The 21,885-nt window shown below is 36.3% G+C and carries 19 protein-coding genes; 3 read left to right on the forward strand and 16 right to left on the reverse strand.

Annotation, left to right across the window (positions count from 1 at the left end):
• Positions 1–121: 121 nt before the first annotated feature.
• The 5 genes from F1560_RS22555 to F1560_RS01760 all read right to left on the reverse strand — a co-directional run bounded on the left by F1560_RS22555 (position 122) and on the right by F1560_RS01760 (position 3,294).
• The gene (locus F1560_RS22555; RefSeq protein WP_275955856.1) at positions 122–247 is read right to left on the reverse strand and encodes a hypothetical protein; all 126 of its coding nucleotides are present in this window, start codon (positions 245–247) and stop codon (positions 122–124) included.
• Between the two features lie 29 nt (positions 248–276).
• Positions 277–594, reverse strand: a complete 318-nt coding sequence (locus F1560_RS01745; protein WP_149472943.1) for a hypothetical protein — start codon at positions 592–594, stop codon at positions 277–279.
• A gap of 136 nt (positions 595–730) precedes the next feature.
• On the reverse strand, positions 731–1,219 hold the full coding sequence (locus F1560_RS01750) for a hypothetical protein (RefSeq protein ID WP_149472944.1): 489 nt from the start codon (positions 1,217–1,219) through the stop codon (positions 731–733).
• Positions 1,219–2,010: a DUF3100 domain-containing protein gene (locus tag F1560_RS01755; RefSeq protein ID WP_149472945.1), complete on the reverse strand. Its 792-nt coding sequence runs from the start codon at positions 2,008–2,010 to the stop codon at positions 1,219–1,221. Before F1560_RS01755 ends, F1560_RS01750 begins: the two co-directional genes overlap by 1 nt.
• 24 nt (positions 2,011–2,034) lie before the next feature.
• Complete coding sequence (locus F1560_RS01760) at positions 2,035–3,294, reverse strand: M20/M25/M40 family metallo-hydrolase (protein ID WP_149472946.1); 1,260 nt, start codon at positions 3,292–3,294, stop codon at positions 2,035–2,037.
• A 271-nt stretch (positions 3,295–3,565) separates the two neighbouring features.
• Between F1560_RS01760 and F1560_RS01765 the strand changes: the two genes are divergently transcribed.
• Positions 3,566–4,261 (forward strand): processed acidic surface protein, encoded by a 696-nt coding sequence (locus F1560_RS01765; RefSeq protein ID WP_149472947.1) that lies wholly within the window; start codon positions 3,566–3,568, stop codon positions 4,259–4,261.
• Positions 4,262–4,393: 132 nt separating this feature from the next.
• Here F1560_RS01765 and F1560_RS01770 read toward each other — a convergent pair whose 3' ends face one another.
• Both F1560_RS01770 and F1560_RS01775 read right to left on the reverse strand, forming a co-directional pair.
• Positions 4,394–5,176, reverse strand: a complete 783-nt coding sequence (locus F1560_RS01770) for an ABC transporter ATP-binding protein (protein ID WP_149472948.1) — start codon at positions 5,174–5,176, stop codon at positions 4,394–4,396.
• Between the two features lie 169 nt (positions 5,177–5,345).
• Positions 5,346–5,975, reverse strand: a complete 630-nt coding sequence (locus F1560_RS01775; RefSeq protein ID WP_149472949.1) for a hypothetical protein — start codon at positions 5,973–5,975, stop codon at positions 5,346–5,348.
• 224 nt (positions 5,976–6,199) lie between these two features.
• Between F1560_RS01775 and F1560_RS01780 the strand changes: the two genes are divergently transcribed.
• Positions 6,200–7,549, forward strand: coding sequence for a D-serine ammonia-lyase (locus F1560_RS01780; protein WP_246811898.1), 1,350 nt, complete (start codon positions 6,200–6,202; stop codon positions 7,547–7,549).
• 88 nt (positions 7,550–7,637) lie between these two features.
• On the opposite strand, the gene F1560_RS01785 is transcribed toward F1560_RS01780, so the two are convergent.
• The 4 genes from F1560_RS01785 to F1560_RS01800 all read right to left on the reverse strand — a co-directional run bounded on the left by F1560_RS01785 (position 7,638) and on the right by F1560_RS01800 (position 12,048).
• Positions 7,638–9,038 carry an NCS1 family transporter gene (locus tag F1560_RS01785; protein WP_149472951.1) on the reverse strand — a complete coding sequence of 467 codons (1,401 nt, stop codon included), beginning with the start codon at positions 9,036–9,038 and terminating at the stop codon, positions 7,638–7,640.
• 175 nt (positions 9,039–9,213) lie between these two features.
• Entirely contained in the window at positions 9,214–9,438 is a 225-nt protein-coding gene (locus tag F1560_RS01790; protein ID WP_149472952.1) for a hypothetical protein, read from the reverse strand.
• A gap of 267 nt (positions 9,439–9,705) precedes the next feature.
• The gene (locus tag F1560_RS01795) at positions 9,706–11,007 is read right to left on the reverse strand and encodes a uracil/xanthine transporter (protein WP_149472953.1); all 1,302 of its coding nucleotides are present in this window, start codon (positions 11,005–11,007) and stop codon (positions 9,706–9,708) included.
• A gap of 93 nt (positions 11,008–11,100) precedes the next feature.
• A complete protein-coding gene (locus F1560_RS01800; protein ID WP_149472954.1) occupies positions 11,101–12,048 on the reverse strand; it encodes an oxamate carbamoyltransferase subunit AllH family protein in 948 nt (315 codons plus the stop codon).
• 212 nt (positions 12,049–12,260) lie between these two features.
• On the opposite strand from F1560_RS01800, the gene F1560_RS01805 reads away from it, so the two are divergent.
• Positions 12,261–13,907, forward strand: coding sequence for a PucR family transcriptional regulator (locus F1560_RS01805; RefSeq protein ID WP_149472955.1), 1,647 nt, complete (start codon positions 12,261–12,263; stop codon positions 13,905–13,907).
• Positions 13,908–13,961: 54 nt separating this feature from the next.
• Here F1560_RS01805 and allC read toward each other — a convergent pair whose 3' ends face one another.
• The 5 genes from allC to allW form a co-directional block, all read right to left on the reverse strand.
• Positions 13,962–15,194, reverse strand: a complete 1,233-nt coding sequence (gene allC / locus F1560_RS01810; protein WP_149472956.1) for an allantoate deiminase — start codon at positions 15,192–15,194, stop codon at positions 13,962–13,964.
• Positions 15,195–15,417: 223 nt separating this feature from the next.
• The gene (locus F1560_RS01815) at positions 15,418–16,827 is read right to left on the reverse strand and encodes a YfcC family protein (protein ID WP_149472957.1); all 1,410 of its coding nucleotides are present in this window, start codon (positions 16,825–16,827) and stop codon (positions 15,418–15,420) included.
• Positions 16,828–17,368: 541 nt separating this feature from the next.
• Positions 17,369–18,727 carry an allantoinase AllB gene (gene allB, locus F1560_RS01820; protein WP_149472958.1) on the reverse strand — a complete coding sequence of 453 codons (1,359 nt, stop codon included), beginning with the start codon at positions 18,725–18,727 and terminating at the stop codon, positions 17,369–17,371.
• 49 nt (positions 18,728–18,776) lie between these two features.
• Positions 18,777–20,105: an allantoinase gene (locus tag F1560_RS01825; RefSeq protein ID WP_149472959.1), complete on the reverse strand. Its 1,329-nt coding sequence runs from the start codon at positions 20,103–20,105 to the stop codon at positions 18,777–18,779.
• A gap of 147 nt (positions 20,106–20,252) precedes the next feature.
• On the reverse strand, positions 20,253–21,719 hold the full coding sequence (gene allW, locus F1560_RS01830; RefSeq protein WP_149472960.1) for an allantoin permease: 1,467 nt from the start codon (positions 21,717–21,719) through the stop codon (positions 20,253–20,255).
• Between the last annotated feature and the right edge of the window lie 166 nt (positions 21,720–21,885).

A 21,885-nucleotide genomic window follows, 5' to 3' on the forward strand; every position in this document is an offset into this window, starting at 1 on the left:
AGCACGAAACTTATGATACTTGCAGTTTCTCGCTGGGCCACACAGCTTTATCATCAAAGTTAACTTAAGACCACATACTAAAAAGACTGCTCCTAATAAAATCAGGAACAGTCTTCCATTTTTACAAATACTTATTTAAGCTAAAGTACTCTTTTAACGCTTGAGCCGTTTCTATACCTTGGTAGAAAAACACAGACAGAGCAGTTAAAGAAAAGAATCCTAGTATGATAAATCGTATCCACATCATGGACATTGCCTCCTTTTAATTAAATTTATTCATTTAATTAAAAGAGGTTTGATCACATAATTGGATTGGTAAAATACTGGTGTTAGCACCATGATTCTCCTTATGAGTCTAATAAAAAAGTGAGACAAGTATGGTGAACTTAAAAATAGAAATTGTAAAAACTCTAATTTTATAATTGAAATCTTTTGCTTCCCATCATCTGTAGGATGAAAACCAGTTGAAGCATTGTTACTTATGTTCTCGCCCTGCTCCATAACAAAATGATGATGCAGCTGTCCATCTATGACAAAATAGGAATAACCAAATATCGTCGTGAGATAAATGAAAAGGACGACGTATTTTTTCATAAATACACACCCTTTTGAATTGTTTATACAATTATACAATATTAATGTCTATGTTAAAAGTAAAAAATTGTGATTTGTTATTTTAACATACTATCGGATAACAGTAAAACTACACGACACAATTGGAGCAGCAGATTTAGTTTCCTGCTAAATAAAGTCCCAGGCTAGCAATCAATGTACTTCCTAAATACGTTCCTGTAAAAACAAACATTGCTACAATAGCGATTTTCCAAGACGTTTTTCTCAAATCGACAAGTCGATTTGCTACGGAAATTCCTGCAAAAGTTAATATCGGCGTTGTTATTGATAGAAAATCAACTGCTTGAATTGCCGTGATAAAAAAGTCAGATAAAAGACAAAGCACTAAGGAAGTAATCGAAACCCAGCCTAGTACAGGAAATTCTCTTACAAATTTTACTGGTGACTTTTGTAATACATCTGAAATTCCAATTCCAATCATAGAAAAGAGCCATAATGAGCTTAAACCAATAAAGGTCATTGGTGTAACTGGCATCGAATCCGGATTTTTTAAATGTTTGATTTCTTGTGTAAAGACAATTAGGCTAACACTAAGAAGCAAAATCAAGCCATATTTTATATATTTATTTGTTAACATATTAGCCATTATGCGTCACCTCTAACCATAAATTTGTACATGAATTTCTGTAACGGTGCCGCTAGGAATACCATTGTAAATGTTCCAAGAAAGCTCGTTAATAATTGACTTGCTGAAGCATAGGCTAATATTGTACTTTCCATGTCAGGAACCTGTGCAACTAAACTAGCAGATGCCGCACTCATCATACTGCCAGAGCCTACTCCTGAGGCCATCGCTAGTGCCTCAACAGGAAAGCCAACACCAAGCAATACCGGTGCTAAAATACTGAAGAAAATCGTTCCGAATAATGTACCGATTATATACAAGGAAAGAACCCCTCTTCCCTCACTAGAGTTAAGCGTATATTTTTCTGATATATATGCAAGTTCACCTTCACGACCAATTCCTAACGTTGCTCCAATTGCTTCACGTCTTAATCCAAGCAGGATTGCAATCGGCAGACCAAATAGAACTGTTCCTAAGTTCCCAATTTCCTGAAATAGAAATACCCAACCAACCTGCAATATTTCTCTTATTTGTGGCGCTACATCTGCACCATACCGAGCCATTAATGGCAACATAATAAAAATTAAATATTTCCCGGCAAAATCAATGTTTGCTTTACTATAAACATTCTTCCAGAAACCTTTTCGAAATAATTGCAACCCTAAAATCATCGTAATCACAATAGCAAATACTAAAGGTAATAATCCAATGGAGATACTTCCAACTGGTATGCTTTGAAAACCTATCATTTCAGCTATTGTAATGATAACTAGTACAAAGATAATAAGAAATATAAAATTTTTGTTCTTCATTTGATGTCCTCTTTCTCAAGATGATTAGTTAACGATACCCTCAATTAATTGCTTATACGATTCATAACTTCTTCGATATAACTTCGATTTATCAATTCGTCCATTCATTTTATTCAAAACGTCGGCTAAAAACCTAGGAAAAATTTCATAAATATATTCAGGATCGATATCGATAAAATCATCGCCATGAATCGTACCCGTAAAGCCACTGTAACCAATTTGTATACATGGCATCATATAGGATAAATCGCCGATGTCACCAGCAGCACTAATAAAGTTATTGTTCTTTATTGCTTCAATTTCCTGATTTTCCTCAAATGCTTCCAGCACAAATTCCGATAGATAACGATCTTGAACGAAAGGAAGGTACCCCATTTGTGTAGTCCCTTCAACTTCTCCTTGCAAGGCATAAGCACTACCTTTAGCAGCATCATCTAATTTCATCGCGACTTCCTTCATATAACCCACTGTTTTTGCACGTAAATCTGTTCCCACAGTAATATGGTTTGGAATGACATTTGTAGACATATCCGACTCCATCACGATTGGATTTAATCTAACTTGTTCTGAATCTTTTAGTTGCTGGCGACTTAAGCCAACAGCAACATTAAATAAAGTAGACATATTGTATGCATTTTTTGAAGTAAATGGGTCAAATCCAGCATGGGTCGCTTTTCCTTTAAACGTATATTTTTTATATAGGAACCCTGCTAAATCACTATTTATTTCCGTAGAGCGCTTCTCAAATTCCCCTCCCATTGCATGAACACAAATAGCCAGGTCGATATCATCAAACACACCTAATTTCATCGCTTCAGGCTTTCCACCATAATGCGAAATCGTTTTTTCTTTGATTAGCTCTTCACGATAAGCTAAATCAAGATATTCTTCTGCAGGTACAAAAACGAATGTAATTTGATAATCAAAATTTTGATAAGCCTTTGTCTTCTGCAAATACTGATAGACACTAAGTGCAATTGCAACTTGCGTGTAATGTCCGCAATTATGAGCTGCTCCAGTCTGTTTATCTGCACACATATGTGTAGGAGCATATACTGCATCCAATTCAGCTATAAAAGCCAGATGCAAGTCTTTTTTTTCACTTCCAAGTGTAACTCGAAAGCCTGTTGTACTAAATTCATCTATTTGAATAGTTGGATTGACCTTTTTTAAGAATTCAATGATTGTTTGCTTTGTTTGATGTTCTTTATATCCTAATTCTGGATGGTAATAAATTTGTTCAGCAATCTTTCTGATCTCTTCATATTGTTCTTTGAAAAACATGGCTAGATCTCCCTTTGTTTAAAATATGATTATTAATTAAAAACAGTACTGAATAATCCTACCACGATTAGTTTTTACCGTCAATACCATACTTTGTTTTACATTTCAAAGAAATTGTTCGGTTTTTATAAATAAACATTAAACTAATCATGAAACCGCATCCCAGAAAACGCCTCCATTATTGATAACACAATTTTCTATAGCCTTTTTTCCATTTTGAAATTATACTATTCTAGAACAAACTAGATAAATATCATTTAGGGGGTAAGAAATGAGACAGTTATTGGTATCATTCGTATTAGCAATTATTATTAGTATTGGCGTTTCACCTCAGACAGCTTTGGCAATTGAAGCCGATGAGCCAGAGTTTGAAGCATTTTTAGAGGCCATCGGTTGGGAAGCAGAGGATTATATTGACTACCTGGAAAGCAAGGAATGGAACTTAGAATACTTTTGGTCTGCCGATGAATTAGGAACGCCATTGTCAGAGGAATCCATTCAACCGGTTCTTGAAGACTTTAATTTAAGCCGTGAAGAATTGAATGAATTGCTTATTGAATATGGCGATATCACGGAGGGACAGGACGTACTTGAAGCAGAATGGATTCTTTTCTCCGAAGAGCTTTATGATTACGTTGATACTTATATAAACGGATGGGAAGGCACACCGATCGATGATGATAATCTTCAAGAGGTGCTGGATTACTATGAGTTTGAATCAGCAGAAGCATTAGAGGCTTTTCTTAACGAGCAAGGCGAATCCATAGATGACTATGAATTTATCGAAGATCTTGACTTCATCATTGATATCTATTCCACGGAGGATTTTGAGTATTATGATGATGATATGGATTTTTACGAGGACGATTTCTCAGAATTATATAGTTTTTCTACTGGGTCAACATTCGCAGATTCTTTAATTGTTTTAGCTCCACTTATTTTTGAAATTTTATTTTTCAATAATTAATCGAGTATTTATACGCTTATTTCTAAAGAAATCCTCCTAAAAATGTTTGTAGGAGGATTTTCTTATTTTTACATTTTTTCCAGATCACAGCATAGTAAACAGGAAATATTTCCTGGGAAATATTTAGCGAAATTAATGAGCTGCTGTCATCCATGCTCGATTTTTCTGCCATTCAACATTAACAGCGATATCATAAAAACGTGATAAGTTACTATCTGTTAATACATCTACACTTTTCCCTTTATCAAATATTGTTCCTTGACGAAGCAATAGCGAGTTCGAGAAAATCGGCAATATTTCTTCAATATGATGTGTTACAAAAATAATTGTTGGCGCTTCTTCTTGCAGAGCTAATTGATTGATAGCAGCTAATAACCCTTCCCTTGAAATAAAATCTAGTCCATTTGTTGGCTCATCTAAAATAAGTAATTCTGGTGATGCCATTAAACCCCTAGCAATTAATAGTTTTTGCTTCTCTCCTTGTGAACAGGTTTGATAAGTACGACCAATTAAATAATCACACCCTAACTGCTTCATAATTTGATTAGCCTTATGATAATTTTCCTCTGTAGGGGTATCGTACAGTCCTATCGAAGCAAAGCCCCCACTTACAACAATGTCTTCTGTATAGTCAGTTCCTTTAATTTTCTCTTGCAGTGATGAGCTAACCCAACCGATTGATTTCCGTAATTCTCTTATATCCGTTTTACCGAAAAGTTGATTTAATACACTGACTTTCCCAGTAGTTGGCCAAGTATAACCATTAATCATATTTAATAATGTAGTTTTACCTGAACCATTTAACCCTAAAACTGCCCAATGTTCTCCTTGCGAAACCTGCCAATTGATATTTGAGAGAATGTGCTCTCCCTCTCTTCTCCAAGTTACATCCTGCATATGAATTACGTTTCCCATGCTACTCACCTCGTTCTATCCTATCACAAGTAATTTTCCGTTTAATGTCGAATAATTAAATTAATTCGATTATTACTATATTCTAACAGTTTATAATCAATTTAGGAATGATTAATATTTTTCGACAAAAAATCATAAAAACGAGGCTATCGTAATGAAATAGAGCTTCTTAAGTTGTCCACCGATCCACAATGATGCCAACTAAATACCAATCACCGTTCACTTCCTCAAAAGCAAGGATGAGATTTGCCCAATCCAATTCCACATCTGTTCCTGGTACATAATAACTTACAAAACTTGCTTCTGGATAAACTTCTTCTACATTCATCAACATATTGCCACGTGCTTCAATATCATTTACAAGAACCTCGTTTGATTCAATAAAATCACGAATATAGATATAATCATTATAGTACGCATTTGGAGTTAGCTGTATAGTATCTCCTGTACCATCTTCTGTTCCCCAATCGTATACTTCATCATCGTTAGAAAATGCACGTACTTGTTCAGCTTCAAAAACAAGCTGCTCCTCTTCCTCAATAAATACATACGGCGAAAAACGGATTCCTTTTTCCGGATGAACAAAAGTGGCTAATTGATCAAAATCTGCTTTATCTAGTGCGTCAACAATCAAATCACCGTGTACACGTAATTGTTCTTCGCTTGTAGCAATTTCATGAGCTTCTTCATTCGTCTCTTGAACGTCACTTTCATCAGTGGCTTGATTAGACTCTGCGTTACTACATGAGATTAGGAACATAGAACTAGCAATACCTAAAATTAAAACGAACTTCTTCATTTTATAACCACCTTGTTAAAGTTTTACAAATCACATTCCCGTTATCAAGCTAAATAAAACTTCTAATAACAAAGAACAATACCGTGTATATGAAAACAAATTATACCTTACGATATTATTCGATTTACCAAACCACTAAATGTTAGAATATATAGTAGTATTAAATTTCCAAAATCATGCGAAAACAAACAAAAAATTTACGATAGGAAAGGATGGCATACATAGTGAGAGAACAAATTGCTGAAAAATCGATTAATCAATGGGTGGAACAATATCCGATATTAGAAGAAATAATCAACACAAATGAAGTTTTCTGGACAAACCCCACCTATCAAATGGCGAATTCCAAAAATACACTAAAAGAAGCAGATATAGATGATGCAGCAAAACGCCTAAAGCGTTTTGCGCCTTATATAGCTAAAGCATTCCCCGAAACCTTGGAGTCGGAAGGTATCATTGAATCGCCTGTTAAACCAATACGCAACATGCAAAAAGCAATCGAGCAAAACTATGGAGTTACTATTCAAGGGGATCTTCTATTAAAATGCGATAGTCATTTACCAATTTCTGGATCAATCAAGGCAAGAGGTGGAATCTATGAAGTATTGAAGCATGCTGAAGAGCTTGCATTAAAGCATCATTACATTTCAGATGATCACGATTATACCCAATTTGACAGTGAAGCCTTTAAAGCGCTGTTTTCAAGTTATGAAATCTCAGTTGGTTCTACAGGAAACCTCGGCTTGAGCATTGGGATTATTAGTGCTCAGCTTGGATTTAAAGTAACTGTTCATATGTCTGCAGATGCAAAACAATGGAAAAAAGACCTGCTACGTAGCAAAGGTGTTCATGTCATGGAATATCAATCCGATTATAGTAAAGCTGTAATCGAAGGTAGAATACAGGCGGAGAAGAATCCCAGATGCCATTTTATTGATGATGAAAACTCGCAAAGCCTCTTTTTAGGCTATGCAGTAGCAGCCTCACGATTAAAAGAACAATTAAAAACGATGGATATTAAAGTCGATGCAGACCATCCATTATTTGTTTATCTTCCATGCGGTGTTGGTGGCGGACCAGGTGGCGTTACTTTTGGTCTTAAAGCTGAGTTTGGAGAGTATGTACATTGTTTTTTCGCAGAACCTACAAATTCTCCTTGTTTTTTACTTGGTCAGTTGACAGGGCTTCAGGACAAGGTTTCTGTTCAGGATTTTGGATTGAGTAATCAGACAGATGCAGACGGACTTGCTGTAGGAAGAACTTCTAGTTTTGTTGGTGAGGAGATTGGACATATGCTAAGTGGCTGCTTTACAATTCAAGACGCAAGACTATATGCTCTTCTTCGTGATTTAGCCGATACAGAAGAAATCTTATTAGAGCCATCTGCGCTTGCAGGTTTTTATGGGCCAGTTCAGCTTTTGACGCAGCAAAGTGGGCTAAACTATATCGAGAACAATAACTTACAACAAAAAATGAAGCAGGCACATCATCTCATATGGGCAACTGGCGGGAATATGGTACCGCAGGAAGTGATGACAGGGTATTATGAAAAAGGTAAAGATGTAGACCTTTGACTCTAACTCTAGGTTTGGTGAATGGCGATTCTTCCCTAAAAATAAAACGCCTGTGGATAACCTCTTGTTCCCACAGGCGTTAATTTGATTATTTATTATCTTCAAAAATGGTATCCTTTTTAAATCTTGAACCTTTAAATGCATATTTCGAAAGAAGAATGTAAGAAATACCTGCAACAACAAAGCCGATTATCCATGCTAGATCAACAAATGAGAAGGCTGCAGCTGCACCGATTAGCATTGCAGTAAATGCTGCTGGGTTCGAACCTGCAAATTGTCCACCTTTTTCATACAGCTTTTCTACATCCACTTTTTGTTTTCTTAATAGATAGTATTCAACTAACAGAATAGCAACTAGAGGTCCTAAAAATGCTGAATAAATAAGTACGAACATATCGAGACCTTTTGCAGAAGAGTCTTGTACTAACAACCAAGGGAATGAAACCATTCCTAAAAGCCCAGTTATAATTACAGCAATTTTATAATCTAATTTTGTAAACAATTGAATGACATAGGTTGGCGATACAATATTCGCAACCATATTAACAGCAACCGATCCAAATACGATAAATGCAGATATAAAGATCGTAATAAACGTGTTATCAATTAATGCTGGTAATGCTCTTGCAGGGTTTGTGAATCCAGTTGCAGTCGCAAGCATTGCACCAACTACAATTACCGAACCGTATGAAATAGCAATTGGTAAGAAATAAAATAGCCCACGTTTTTTATCACTAATCCCTGATTTAAGTTCTCTTGAATAATCAGCAGCGCTTAAGAATATCGCAGCATAATTCCCCATAAATACCATGATAAATCCAAAGAATGGAAGTCCCCATGATCCTTCTGCACTTACCCAGCTATCTGCGATAACAGTACTATGGTCTTTCAGAAGTACCACAGCTACAAATGCTATAATTAGCATAAGAACCACAGATGCAACCGTTTCTACCCATTTAATTGCATGGAACCCAAACATAGAAAGCACAATTTGAAAAGATTGTAATATGATAAAACAAATTGCAACGTTATCGATTGAACCACCCGAGGCAATCTTAACGATTTCATTTAAAGCGGTTGCCCCAATCCAACTTTGAATACCATACCAGATAACTGCTGGCACTCCACGTAGTAGGGATGAAACAATTGTTCCTTTTTCACCGAAAGACATTCTAAGCTGAACAACGTAAGGTATTCCTGTTCGATACCCAAGCCTGTCATTTAATGCAAATATTATAGAAATAATACCAATTGCTATCAAAGCTGCAGCAAAAGTTTGAACAGCATTTAATGTTGCCACACCAAGTACGATAATACTAGCACCTAGTGTCATATTTCCCATGTTAACCCCATCGCCAACCCACATCGACATGTAACCAAAAGGACCTAACGTTCTATCTTTTTCCGTATTCGGTTTTAATGAATCGTTTTCGTGACTTTGTTGATTGTTCTTACCATCTATAGTCAACGTATCTGTTTTTGTAGACATACTGGCTTTCAACCCCTTCTCATCCATCTATCTTTTATAATTGTTAAGTCATCAATTAGTTTATGACAACTCTTAAGCCCTTTTGATTATAAGCGCTTGCAGGTTCAATGTCATTGTCCATAACGTACAAACCAAATCGTTTTTTATTATATAAAACCAACATAAAATATTCTAATTATGCTATTTTTGATAATTTACCTCTTTTTATTATCACATTTGCACAAAGGTTCGACTTAATACGCAAGAATGGATTGACCGAATACCCCCTGGAAATAAACACCGCTAGCATAATAACTTGAATAAAGTGAACGCCCGAGAAATAGGTTAACAAATGTCGTTGCCCCGCTCCGTTCGGCCCCTCATCTGCCTTATGAGTTCCGCTCGATTTGATGTTAGACACGTGTGTAATGCCTCCTCAGTGTAATTTTCTTGATAAGGCTAAGGCGCTTACGTCCGCGAGAATGCATCTGCGCGCGGCAGTCGCTGACGGTGGATGTTACATCGTATATTATGTATTTTGCGTAAGAAACTAAAATATATGATAGGATGCTTAAAAGTTAGTTCGTATTTTCTTCGTAACCGTGTAGTTTTTAATGACTGAGAGAAATAAAAAACGGAATCAGAAGAATAACCTCTGATTCCGTACTATAGTGTTAATCATGGACAACTAGTCAATTTTATCCCATGATAATAGATTTTCTAAAATTAATGCAAGCGTAATCCCAACGATTAAGCCATTACTTAATAATGGACGAATGATTTCTGGTAATGAATTAAAATAATACGCTGGCATTGTCATGATAATAATACCTACAAATAATGGAATTGCCGAACGATACACATTTCTTGTATTCCACTTAACAATTCTAAAGAAGTTCCTAGATGAAATGACAATCTGTAAGTAAGATACAAATAATACAGCACTACCAATACTTAATGGAAGCGTCGAGAAGAATGCTCCAATCGCAGGAATAATCCCCATCATGAAGAACATAAACCCGCCAAGTATAAATGGCATCCTTTTAATAATACCAGTTTGGTTTAGAAAACCAATCGATGACACGTATGGCGAATAGGGAACAAGCCCAAACATACCAGCAAACCCTGTCACAAATCCTGTGATTGTAAACGAATTACGGTACTGTTTGTTCGTTGCTTCTTTTCCATACATACTGTCAGTTCCTTTAAGTGCACCAAATGTATTAGCCGTATTTAATAAACCGGTTAGAACAACCGTTAAAATAATACCAATATCCCAAGCTGGTCCTCCAAACGGAAATAACTCGAATTGGAATGCTTTTGCTTGACCACCTGCTACAGATTCTGTCTTGAAAATAAGTGCGTATGCAATCCAACCGACAATTATTCCAATCAGTAATCCATACTTTCGAACTTCTGTCGAACCCTTAATACTAATAATAATGACGAGTAGTGCAATTACAATGGATAGTACGGAAATAGCCGGATCAATATAAACTTCTCCCTCGACATTTCCAAAAGGAATACCTAACATTCCTTTCAAAAATATTCCAACCAATTGACATGCAAATAGAAACATAAATACACCCATCACACCTGGGTTAAAAAGCTTGGCAAGTATTGGACCAACTCCAGTTATACCAATCAAAATTGTTAGAATACCGGAAATAATAATACCTACCGTTAAACTACCACCAAGTACATCTAATGGCATTCCTTGCGCTACAGCTGTATTAACAAGTGTAAGGATAACTCCCCACCATAAACCTGATTGTCCCTCCATAATTGCACGATGGTGACCAAGCAATGCTTGAATAATACAGGCAAGCCCTGTCACAATAAATGATAATTGGAGCATCGAAACAATTGTTTCTTGTGACAGTTCAAATGCTGCTCCGACTGTAATTGGAATCACAACGATATTTGTAAAAATAAAAAAGAGCCATTGTAAGCCCGATATCCAGTTACTAGATTTTAGTAACTCTTTCATATTAACACCAACCTATAATAATATTTACATATGGCCATTCCATATGTTCTTTCAAGCATGTTACCCCTCATCAAAAACCTAATGGCATGTTAGTCAACGAATTCCTATTTTCATGCCCAGTAAAACGCCAATTATTGTGTCTGTTCCAGATGTATGTCCAATTGCCCTCATTTCCTCTAATACAGTTGATAAATCCGACTCTTGTTCTGTAAGAAGAGCTGAACAAAACTGGATTAAATGGGAATGGTATTCATGCTGTGCTGCATAATAGAGGTATTCATAACCTACTTGTGTTGTACGTTGCAACCCATATTGCATCACGTAATCTTTAAGCTGTATATGGAAGTGATTCGATGTTCCATGCAATATCGAAAGACTTGCACACATCCCAGTAAGAAGATCATCACCACTTGGGGTAAGACCTAATCCCCTACCGATCCAATAATCAAAGACTTCTTGCACATCCACACCTTGACGATTTGTCACAACACGCTCCAACTCATCGAACTTATGAAACAGCGATTGATTTGCGTCTGTAAATTTCTTTGATAAAAGATAGTCAATAATAAATTCCTTTTCTTCAGCTGTCTGAGCTAACCCAGTTTGCCAAGTTTCATGACGTAATTTGGAGGTTACCCATTCTAGATTACGCTGAATGTTTGTAGCATTAAACGATTGTTCAGAAAGCATATGATTTGTTCGTATCGCCTGATTTAATGAGAGTAAATATTTATTTCCAATAATTAACTGCTGGTTATATGCATCCCATTGAACGGATTGATTTCCATTGATTTGCTTTGTCAGCAGCTGAGCGTTCATGTGCTCCATTCCGATCCCAAATGGGGCTACACCATTTTCTACGGAACCAATATGAATCATTCTTTCTCCAAAAATCAAATTAAAGCTGTTATTAAAAATACTGTGAACGGTGCCATTTGAATGTACCTTAAATATATCGAAAACGATCTTACTTCCAGCGTTCGCTTCCCACCTAATTAACGAATTCCCATTACGACTGGCTTTCTTATTGAAATCGTTCATGAATGAATACCTCAAATCCCTCACTAAATTATCCGTAATTTACTCCTACCTATCTATTTTACACAAAGTAATTAAAAATATCATTGTTTAAAATGACTAAAAGCCTTCTGCTTTTTTATTTACTTTAACCCTAAATCAGTATATAATTACATTGTATTTCCCTTCATGGATACAGCACGAAATAGAACAAAAACACAAGGGATGGTCATAGAGTGAAAACATTAAATAACTTATTTATATTAGATGCAATGAAAGATTGTACAGTTATAGCTGGGCATCGAGGCTTGACAAGAAATGTACAATTTGTAAATATCTCTGATACTCCTGACGTTATTCAGTATTTAGATAATAACCATTTGTTACTTACTACAGGTTACGCCTTTAAAGACGACGCGCAAGAGCTCTGCAATTTGATTAGACAAATGCATAACTTAAATTGTACAGGTATCGTTATCAAAATCAATCGTTTCTTAAAAGAGCTACCGGAAGAGGTTAAACTCCTTGCTAATGAATTAGCATTTCCTATCATCGACCTTCCAACAAACCTTACTTTAGGTGAATTATCCCGTCACATATTGAATTACTTAAATGATGATAAAGCGGAACAACTTTATTATGCATTGCATGTCCAGAAAGAGTTTTCCGATATGATGATCAAGGAATATAGTTTAAATTCCCTTGTTGAACAATTAGGTCATTTCCTAAATCGTCCTGCCATGTTATTAAATCACAGAGGTGAAAAAATTGCTCAAAGCCATGATTTCCGAAAGGACTCTATGCAGATCTTGGAGCTGGAAATGATCCATGCGATCAAAAACGATTTGCCACTTGGACGACAGGGTGGTACATTTACAATCCCATCAAGTGAAGGTCTATCAATTGCTACCTTTCCTGTGCAAACAAAGAGGCAGCACAATAGTATGCTTGTCATGGTGGATGCATCTACTTTGCCATATCCTTCATCACAAATGGCAATTGAGCAAGCTGGGAATGTCATTTCGTTTACGATTATAAAAGAACAAGCAATTGAGGAAAATACACGATTGTTGAAAAATAACTTTTTTGCAGATTTAATCGAAAGGCGGATACATTCTAACGAAGAAATTTTGAGCCGCACACACTACTACGGCCTCGATGATAAACTGGATACGATTTGTATCATCTGTACAATAGATCCAGAAGGCGATAACTATGATGCGCTGCAATTATATGAAAAAAGAATCGCTGAGCTTCATAATAGCATCTATGATCAATTAGAAGATGAAATTGTAAATAATGATATGGATGCCATTTTATTTACGAAGGAAAAATACTTCGTCATGCTATTACAATTCTCTAATTATAATGAGACTGAAATCGAACGAGTAACCGAATTTGTTGAAAGTGCGCAAAGGAATTTACAGGATGGAGATATCACAATTTCATTCGGCATCAGCAATTTAGTTCAATCGCCTATTGATATTCCAAATGCCTACTATGAAGCAGTTGATGCGATCATGAATGGCTACGATTTAAATAAGTTTGGCTTTATTAATTTTTATCGAACAAGAGAAATTGATGAATTGTTAACAACTTTGCCTCGAAAAGACTTAAAGGCTTTATATGAAAACACATTAAAAACACTTGCATATCCAAATACGAAAGAGGAAATTGATTTAGTAAAAACAATGGAAACCTATTTGGACTGCCAATGTGAGATATCTGAAACATCAAGAAGATTATATGTTCATCGAAATACAGTAAAGTACCGAATTGAAAAAATGGAACAATTGCTTAACTGCTCATTCCGCGACCCTACTGATTCACTTCGAATTCGTGTCGCATTATTAATTGGAACGATTTTAGAAAGTGAAGGATAAGAAAAAGCAAGTGGGAATGAAGTTGTCTTCCCGCTTGCTTTTTTTCATCTAAACTTACTCTTTATAAGCTAATTCGTAAAGTGCACCCATCAGTGCTTTTACACCTTCAGCTAAGTCTGCTGGCTCCGTATATTCAGCTGGGTTGTGACTGATTCCATCACGACTCGGAACAAAAATCATTGCAGTTGGAATCTTCGGTGCAAATATTTGTGAATCATGACCTGCACCACTATGCATTAATTTATAGTTTAAACCATTCTCATCACATTGCTTAATCATAAGATCAACAATATTCTTATCCATTGGTACTGGATCTTCATCCATCCACATATCAATCGTTAATCCTACTTGATGCTCTTTTGCTAAACGGTTTAGGATTTCATTCACTTCTTCTGTAAATTGAACTAAAGCATCTTTCTCCGTATGACGAATATCTAATGTAAATAAAGTATTCCCTGGAACTACATTGACAACGTTAGGTGTTACGTCAATTTTACCAACAGTTGCCACTAATGGATCCCCATGCTTTCTTGCAGCAGTAATAATTTCGGATACCATTTGGCTCGTCGCGAAAACTGTATCTTTACGGTAGCCCATTGGTGTTGTACCTGCATGGTTTGCTTGGCCGCTGATTTCTATATTGAATCGGCGCTGACCAACAATACTATGAACGACGCCAACTGACTTTTCTTCAGCTTCCAAGACATTACCCTGCTCATTATGAATCTCAACAAACGCTTTTAAATCTTCACGCATTCCTTTTGTATCGTCTCTGAAATCAAATCCAGCATTGCGCATTGCCTCGACAAATGGAACACCATCAAAATCAGTAATATCTTTTACATCGTCGTTTTTAGCAATTCCGACAATATTTTTTGATCCCCAGAAAGAGTATGGGAAACGGCTACCTTCTTCTTCTGCCATTGATACAACTTCAATGTTTCGTAAAGGCTGTCCATATTTTGCTTTTAAATGTTTGATTGCAATGAAAGCTGCTACGATACCAAACTGTCCATCGTAATATCCGCCGTTCCCAACAGTGTCTACGTGAGAGCCTGATAGGATTGTTTCGTTTGGATATTTAGACCCTTTTAATGTACCGAATAAATTTCCAATCTCATCAAAATGCACATCTAAGCCTTCATCCAGCATTTCTTTCTCTAAATATCTCTGTGCATCAATCCATTCCTTTGTGTAAAGAAAGCGTGATACTCCTCCCGCTGGATCTTTACCATGTGATCCGAGCGCTTCTAGCATATCTGTTAACTCTTTAGCTAAATTAGTCATATTACATTTCCTTTCTATCAAACAAAATCTTTATAGGGGTTGTTAAAATAGTTTCTAATATATCTATCCTTATTATACCCGTCTACACCTACTGTTTCTATGCCATTTATGATAAAAAAATAATTGATTTTTATCCATAATAAACAATACTTATTGGTAAAGACTTGAAAAGAAAATCCTAAAACTCATTTTTTATTTTAGGATTTCCTTTTTATATAGTTATTCATCCTGTCCACTGAATCGATTGGGCAATGATTAGTGCAATAATTCCAATTCCTGAAAAAATAAAAAATAGCGGTAAGAAGAATTTTATCCATTTTTGCCAAGAAACGCCTGCAATTGCTAAAGCTGCCATAAAGTATCCGGATGTCGGATAGAGAATATGAGCAAATCCATCACCAAGCTGGAAGGCGAGAACTGCCGTTTGTCTCGTAACACCGATAATATCAGCTAACGGTCCCATAATCGGCATTGTCACTAGTGCTTGTCCACTTCCAGACGGAATGATAAAGTTTATCACTAATTGTACAAGATACATTCCAACAGCACCGAAAACGGCAGGGAAATCACCAACTACCGACCCTAGACTATAGACGATTGTATCCATAATATGACCATCTTCTAACGCGACCGAAACCCCACGAGCTAATCCCATGATAATTGCTCCCATTAACACGTCTCGGAAACCTTCCGTGAATCCTTCTGAAATTTCCGTTGAGTTCAGTCCAGCGATTAAGCCTACAACAATCCCCATGAAGATAAATAGTCCAGCCATCTCGACCATAAACCACCCATGATTAAGTACACCATAGACTAAGATTCCCATAAATAAAAGTGCCGCAAGAGAAGCATACTTTTGTTTCGCTGTCATTGTCCTTACTTCTAATTTATCTTGGTGTTGATATAGCTTTCTTTTCTCTGCATCCTCTTCATAGACATAACTATTTAATGGATTGTCTTTAATTTTTTTAGCGTAGCGCATAATGAAAAGCGATGCAACTACTACCGTTAATACAAAAATAGTTACGCGAAAGCCTATTCCTGAAAACAATGGAACACCGACAATTTGTTGTGATAACCCTACGTTTACTGGATTGAGTACACCTGCAGTAAAACCGACTACTGACCCAATTAAAGCAACAGCTGCCGCAACAATGGAGTCATATCCTAACGCAATCATCAGTGGTAAGATGACAGGAATATATACAAGTGTTAATTCTGGTGTACCAATTAATGTAGCAACGAATGCAAAAACAGTTGTAAGCACCGGAATGATTAAAATACTTTTATTAGCAAAACGATTTGCTAAGCGATCGACTACTATTTCAATGATGCCTGTTTTTTTCAGCACCATGAACATTCCACCAATCATAAATGTGAAAAATATAATTTCACCAGCTTCAATTAGTCCTCTTGGAATAATTGTCAAGAAGTCAACAAACCCTACAGGCGAAGATGCAATTTGTGTAAAAGATTCGGGATCCACCGTTTCCCTTCCATCTGGCCCCGGTACCCGATCGAATTCACCTGCCGGTACAATATAGGTAGCGACTGCAGCGAGTGCACTAAAAATGAATAAGATTACATAAATATGAGGCAATTGAAATTTTTTCTTTTTCTCTGTTTTCTCCATTCTTGTCCCATCCTTTATTATTAACTTGTACAGAAACAAGTGAAACAACTGACATGCATTTATGTAAAATACCCCTTATTGCTCACACTGCCATGTGAACAATTTAGAAATCCTCTAACTATATGCTATGTTGTATCCGCTCCCAACTCTGTACTGCATTTCATTGTAAAATTAATTGAATTCCATGTAAATGTCGATTACAACTAAATTTATTAAGTATATTGTTCATAGTGACCAACTTATATTCCTCTTTTATATACTCTAAATAGCTAATTGTTCAATTTGTACTGCGAATGAGGAGGTTTTGATAGTGTAATTTACGATTTATCCAATAAGTCAAGGGATCAAGCTCTTATTAAACTCAGCTATTTTCTATGCAAATAGAACAATAGCCTTTTTTTACCTCTATATATTACTGTGATTTATTCCTCTTTATTTTAAACATAATATGCTGCCAGGGTGAAATAGCTTTTGAAATATGCAATTTATACAAAAAAGGTGTCCCTCATAGGAGGAAACACCCTTTTCAATTCGAATCAGATTAGTTATTCACAGTCATCAGCTTACCAATTGGTTCGCCTACAATGCCTTGTTCTAAATCATAAACAACATTTCCGCGTACAATTGTTTTCGTTACACGGCAATCAATTTTTCTACCTTCATAAGCACTATGCTTATTTTTATAATAAAGGTCTTCCCTGTTTAATGTATAAGAGCTATTCGGATCAACTAGAATAATATCTGCATCCTTTGAAACAGCAATTTCACCTTTATTTGGTAAGTTAAAGCGCTCTGCTGGAGTTGTTGCGATTAAATCTACAAACTTTTGCACGGCTAATCCGCGTTGTTTTACAGCAAGATCAAACATAATATCTACATTATTTTGTGCGCCACTAATTCCGCCCCACGCATCAAAGATATTTCCTTGTTTTAGGTCTTCTGTACATGGAGAATGATCGGAAGTTAACCAATCAATATTACCTGCCATCAGTTCATCCCATAATCTTGCTTGGTCTTTCGCTTTTCTCAATGGTGGTTGACATTTAGCTCTTGGTCCAATTTCTTCTACATCTTCTGCAGTAAGTGCGAAATAATGTGTACATGATTCAACTGTTACATCTACACCGTCTCTGCGTGCTTCAAGAATCTTCTGGATTGCTTCTGACGTACTAATGTGCACGAAATGCAGCTTACATCCCGTTTCTTTCGCAAACAATAATGCACGTTGTACTGCTTCAACCTCCGTAAAAATTGGACGTGAATCAACATAATCCATTGTTGATGTTCTACCTTCACGCACCATTTCTTCTGCTAGCTTTGCAGTAATGGTTGGGTTTTCAGCATGAATACATAGAATTTGATCCAATTCCGCTAATTTTTGCATGCCTTTGTATAGTGCATAATCATCAACACTAACAAAGTCTCCAGGTACTTCTGCAGTTATAGCAGACATAAAGCATTTGAATGCTGGAACACCCTCATCGACTAATTCTTCTAGCTGATCGATGTTCTCTGGAACAAGTCCTCCATAGAATGCGTAGTCTACGTAGTTCTGGCCTTTAGCAGCTTCTAGCTTCAAATCCAATGTTTCTTTATTGATGGTTGCTGGAATAGCATTAAGTGGCATTTCAACATAACTTGTCGTTCCACCAGCAGCAAGTGCTTTAGAACCCGTTTCAAAGCCTTCCCACTCTGTTCGGCCAGGTTCACTAATATGCACGTGCGTATCAATCATTCCAGGCATCACATATTGGCCTTTTGCATCAATTACTTCATTTGCTTGCTCCGTAATTTCCTCTGCAATGCTTGCAATTTTACCGTCTTTTATTCCGATATCTACGTTATAGACACCATCGCGAAGTACAACATTTCCGTTTTTAATTACTGCATCAAATCCCATTTGAATACCCCTCTTCTAACTGAATGTTTATAAAGAATCTAGAGATTTATTACTCTACAATTTCTCCGTTATTAAATACAACTTCCCCATTTACAACGGTTGTTTTTACATTCCCTTTAAATGTCTTACCAACATATGGTGAATGCTGATGACGATATTGTAAATCTTCAGCTTTCAGTTCAAATTCTTCGTTAAGATCAACAAGTGTTATATCCGCATCGAAACCAGCAGCAATTGTACCTTTTGTTTCTAATCCGAAAAGTTTTGCTGGGTTTGTTGCAGTCAATGCCACAATTTTTTCTAATGGAAGGTTACGTTTAAAATAGCCCTCTGTCAGCATAATATTCAACGTAGATTGAGCGCCTGAAATCCCGCCCCATCCTTCAAAATAGTTGTCTGTGATTGTTTTCATGGATGCTGGTGCTGGTGAATGATCTGATGCAATGACATTGATTTCTCCTGCAGCAACTGCAGCCCAAAGGTCTTCTACTTCATCTTCGTCACGAAGTGGTGGAGCACATTTTGCTATGGCACCTTTTTCTTCTAAATCTTTTACAGTTAAGGATAAATAATGTGGACATGTTTCAACTGTAATATCAACACCTCTTTGTTTAGCATCATTGATAACTGCAACAACTTTACGGCTACTTGCATGTACAATGTGAAGCTTACATCCAGTTGCTTCTGCATAAGAGATAATTCTTCTTACTGCTTCAATTTCTGAAATAATCGGTCTTGATTCAACAAAATCTCTAGCAGTTGTTTTACCTTGCTTTTGCTTCTCATCAGCTAGTTGATCACAAATAACCGTGCTTTCTGCGTGAACAGCTAGTAAAGAACCTAAAGAGGCAATTTCTTTCATCCCTTTAAAAATGGATTCATCATCAACATTATTGAAATCAGCAATTCCACTCGGTGACATGAATGCTTTGAAACCAATTACACCGTTTTCATGAAGATCCTTTAAGTCATCAATATTTTCAGGAACTAGCCCACCCCAATAATATGGATTTACAATCGATTTCTCTTGAGCTCGTTCTTTTTTCAAATCTAAATTTGCTTTATTAATTGTAGGAGGGGTACTGTTCAACGGCATATCAAAGAATGATGTCGCGCCTCCAGCAGCTAAGCTTCGGCTTCCTGTTTCTAGTCCTTCCCATTCTGTTCTTCCTGGCTCATTAAAATGTACATGTGTGTCAATTAACCCAGGTAAGATATGTAATCCTTCTGCATTAATTTCTTTCGCAGCAGTTCCCTCGATCGCTTTATCAGCGGAAACCTCTACTATCTTTCCAGCTTTCACTGCAATATCTCCTGAAACAATTGAATCTGCCGTTACTATATTTCCATTTCTAATAATGAGATCAAATGTTGTCATCTGATAATTCCCCTCTCATGCTTTTACTTTTTGCTATTTCATGTAAAACAAACTAGTTTGTGAAGCAGTAAAGAAAATATAAACGATCCTCTTTACTGCATTTTATCTGTAACTCTTTATAAAAATGAAGTCATTAACAACTTCAGATTATGCGCCTTTTCGATTAAATTTATTCAACGCTTGTGAATTGCTCTTTTTTTTCCTAGAGAGCTCCAGTAATGTATAAATTACAATACCAGAAGCAATTCCTACAAACCATGAAATATCATACAGTGGTTTTAAGAATGGTACAAACTGACCAATCAAACTAAGTACAGCACCAATGACCGTAGCTACAATTGCATTCACATTATACCCATTTTTATAATTATACTTACCATTTTTAGAGTATAATTCGTTTATATCAATCTTCTTCTTCGAAACAATGAAGTAGTGCGCAAGCATTACCCCAGTTATTGGTGCTAACAGTCCAGCAACAATGTTTAAAAAGGTAAAGATACTAGTAGAATTTTCCATTAGCTTCCATGGCATAATAAGAATTCCTATGATAGCAGCCACAGTTGCTGCTGATTTAAAGGAAAAAACCTTTGGAAATAGTGATGCAATCTGATAGCCTGCAGGAACAATATTTCCGGTTACGTTAACAGATAACGTTGTTAAACATAATGTTAATACAGAAATAGCAATAGCAAAAGTTCCATCAAATCGAGCTACCACATCAAGTACATTCCAAATTGGTGTTCCAAAAGCAATTTCTGAACCAACAATGATCGAAATACTTGCAACTGCAAAAAGCAGGTATGTTACAACTAATCCTAAAGTCTGACCAACTGCCTGTTCTTTATGTGTACGAGATAATCTTGTAAAGTCAGATACATTAACCATCGGTGCTGCCCATGCAGCAATTATTGCTGTAACAGCAGCTAAAAAGACAAGAATACTATTGCCTTCAAAACCTGAACCAGTGTAGGAAAGAATTGGACCAATGCCACCAGCCAAGTTAATCGCCCATATAGCCATCCCGCCAAATACAATATAAATTAACGGGGAAAGGATATTCGTAAACTTCCCTAAGATATTCATTCCTCCATAAATTAAAGCTACATTAAATAACCAAAAAATCAGGAACGAAATAAGTCCTGGCAATGACAGCCCAAAGAAATTCCAATCGCCGCCTAGTGTTAAATAATCTGGCCAGAGCTTGCCAATCAGTATCGATAGTGCCTGGCTTCCTGCAAATGTTTGAAAACCAAACCACATAATAGCTGCAATAACCCCTCTTATTACACCAGGAAATAAGGCTCCTTTATTTCCGTATGATGAACGAATTAGCATTGCAAATGGTAAGCCATATTTTGAACCAGCATGGCCATTTAAAACCATCACTGCTGCTAAGATAAGAGCTGCCGTTATAATTGCCGCAAATACTTGTCCAATAGATAGTCCAATAGCAAAGAGACCGCCAATTGCTATATAGTTCGGTACGTTATGTACACTACCCATCCAAACAGTAAAAAAGTTTCCTATGTTCCATGTTCTATCCTTGTCCTTCGTTGGTAGAACATCATCACTGAAACCAGCATCCTTAAGCTGGTCTCGTTTCAAGCTTTCCAAAAAAATTCCCCTCTCACGATCAACAATATAAGAGTTTACACTACTTGTCCGATCAGATATTTCTTTAATGTAGTCATTTTATAGAAAATGATTACGTCCCTGTATTTACAGGGCCAAATAGCGTATAATAGTTTGTTTCACAAATAAAGCTAAAGGTATTTATGTT

It is taken from the genome of Oceanobacillus polygoni (assembly GCF_008304605.1).
GTDB lineage: Bacteria > Bacillota > Bacilli > Bacillales > Amphibacillaceae > Oceanobacillus > Oceanobacillus polygoni.

Excerpts from the sequence above, each read along its gene's own strand:
- F1560_RS01760 (WP_149472946.1), bottom strand. The coding sequence starts at position 3,294 with ATGTTTTTCAAAGAACAATATGAAGAGATCAGAAAGATTGCTGAACAA.
- F1560_RS01825 (WP_149472959.1), bottom strand. The coding sequence starts at position 20,105 with ATGACAACATTTGATCTCATTATTAGAAATGGAAATATAGTAACGGCA.
- F1560_RS01750 (WP_149472944.1), bottom strand. The coding sequence starts at position 1,219 with ATGGCTAATATGTTAACAAATAAATATATAAAATATGGCTTGATTTTG.
- F1560_RS01775 (WP_149472949.1), bottom strand. The coding sequence starts at position 5,975 with ATGAAGAAGTTCGTTTTAATTTTAGGTATTGCTAGTTCTATGTTCCTA.
- F1560_RS01795 (WP_149472953.1), bottom strand. The coding sequence starts at position 11,007 with ATGAAAGAGTTACTAAAATCTAGTAACTGGATATCGGGCTTACAATGG.
- allC (WP_149472956.1), bottom strand. The coding sequence starts at position 15,194 with ATGACTAATTTAGCTAAAGAGTTAACAGATATGCTAGAAGCGCTCGGA.
- F1560_RS01785 (WP_149472951.1), bottom strand. The coding sequence starts at position 9,038 with ATGTCTACAAAAACAGATACGTTGACTATAGATGGTAAGAACAATCAA.
- allB (WP_149472958.1), bottom strand. The coding sequence starts at position 18,727 with ATGGGATTTGATGCAGTAATTAAAAACGGAAATGTTGTACTTCGCGAT.
- F1560_RS22555 (WP_275955856.1), bottom strand. The coding sequence starts at position 247 with ATGATGTGGATACGATTTATCATACTAGGATTCTTTTCTTTAACTGCT.
- F1560_RS01815 (WP_149472957.1), bottom strand. The coding sequence starts at position 16,827 with ATGGAGAAAACAGAGAAAAAGAAAAAATTTCAATTGCCTCATATTTAT.
- F1560_RS01770 (WP_149472948.1), bottom strand. The coding sequence starts at position 5,176 with ATGGGAAACGTAATTCATATGCAGGATGTAACTTGGAGAAGAGAGGGA.
- F1560_RS01755 (WP_149472945.1), bottom strand. The coding sequence starts at position 2,010 with ATGAAGAACAAAAATTTTATATTTCTTATTATCTTTGTACTAGTTATC.
- F1560_RS01745 (WP_149472943.1), bottom strand. The coding sequence starts at position 594 with ATGAAAAAATACGTCGTCCTTTTCATTTATCTCACGACGATATTTGGT.
- F1560_RS01800 (WP_149472954.1), bottom strand. The coding sequence starts at position 12,048 with ATGAACGATTTCAATAAGAAAGCCAGTCGTAATGGGAATTCGTTAATT.
- F1560_RS01765 (WP_149472947.1), top strand. The coding sequence starts at position 3,566 with ATGAGACAGTTATTGGTATCATTCGTATTAGCAATTATTATTAGTATT.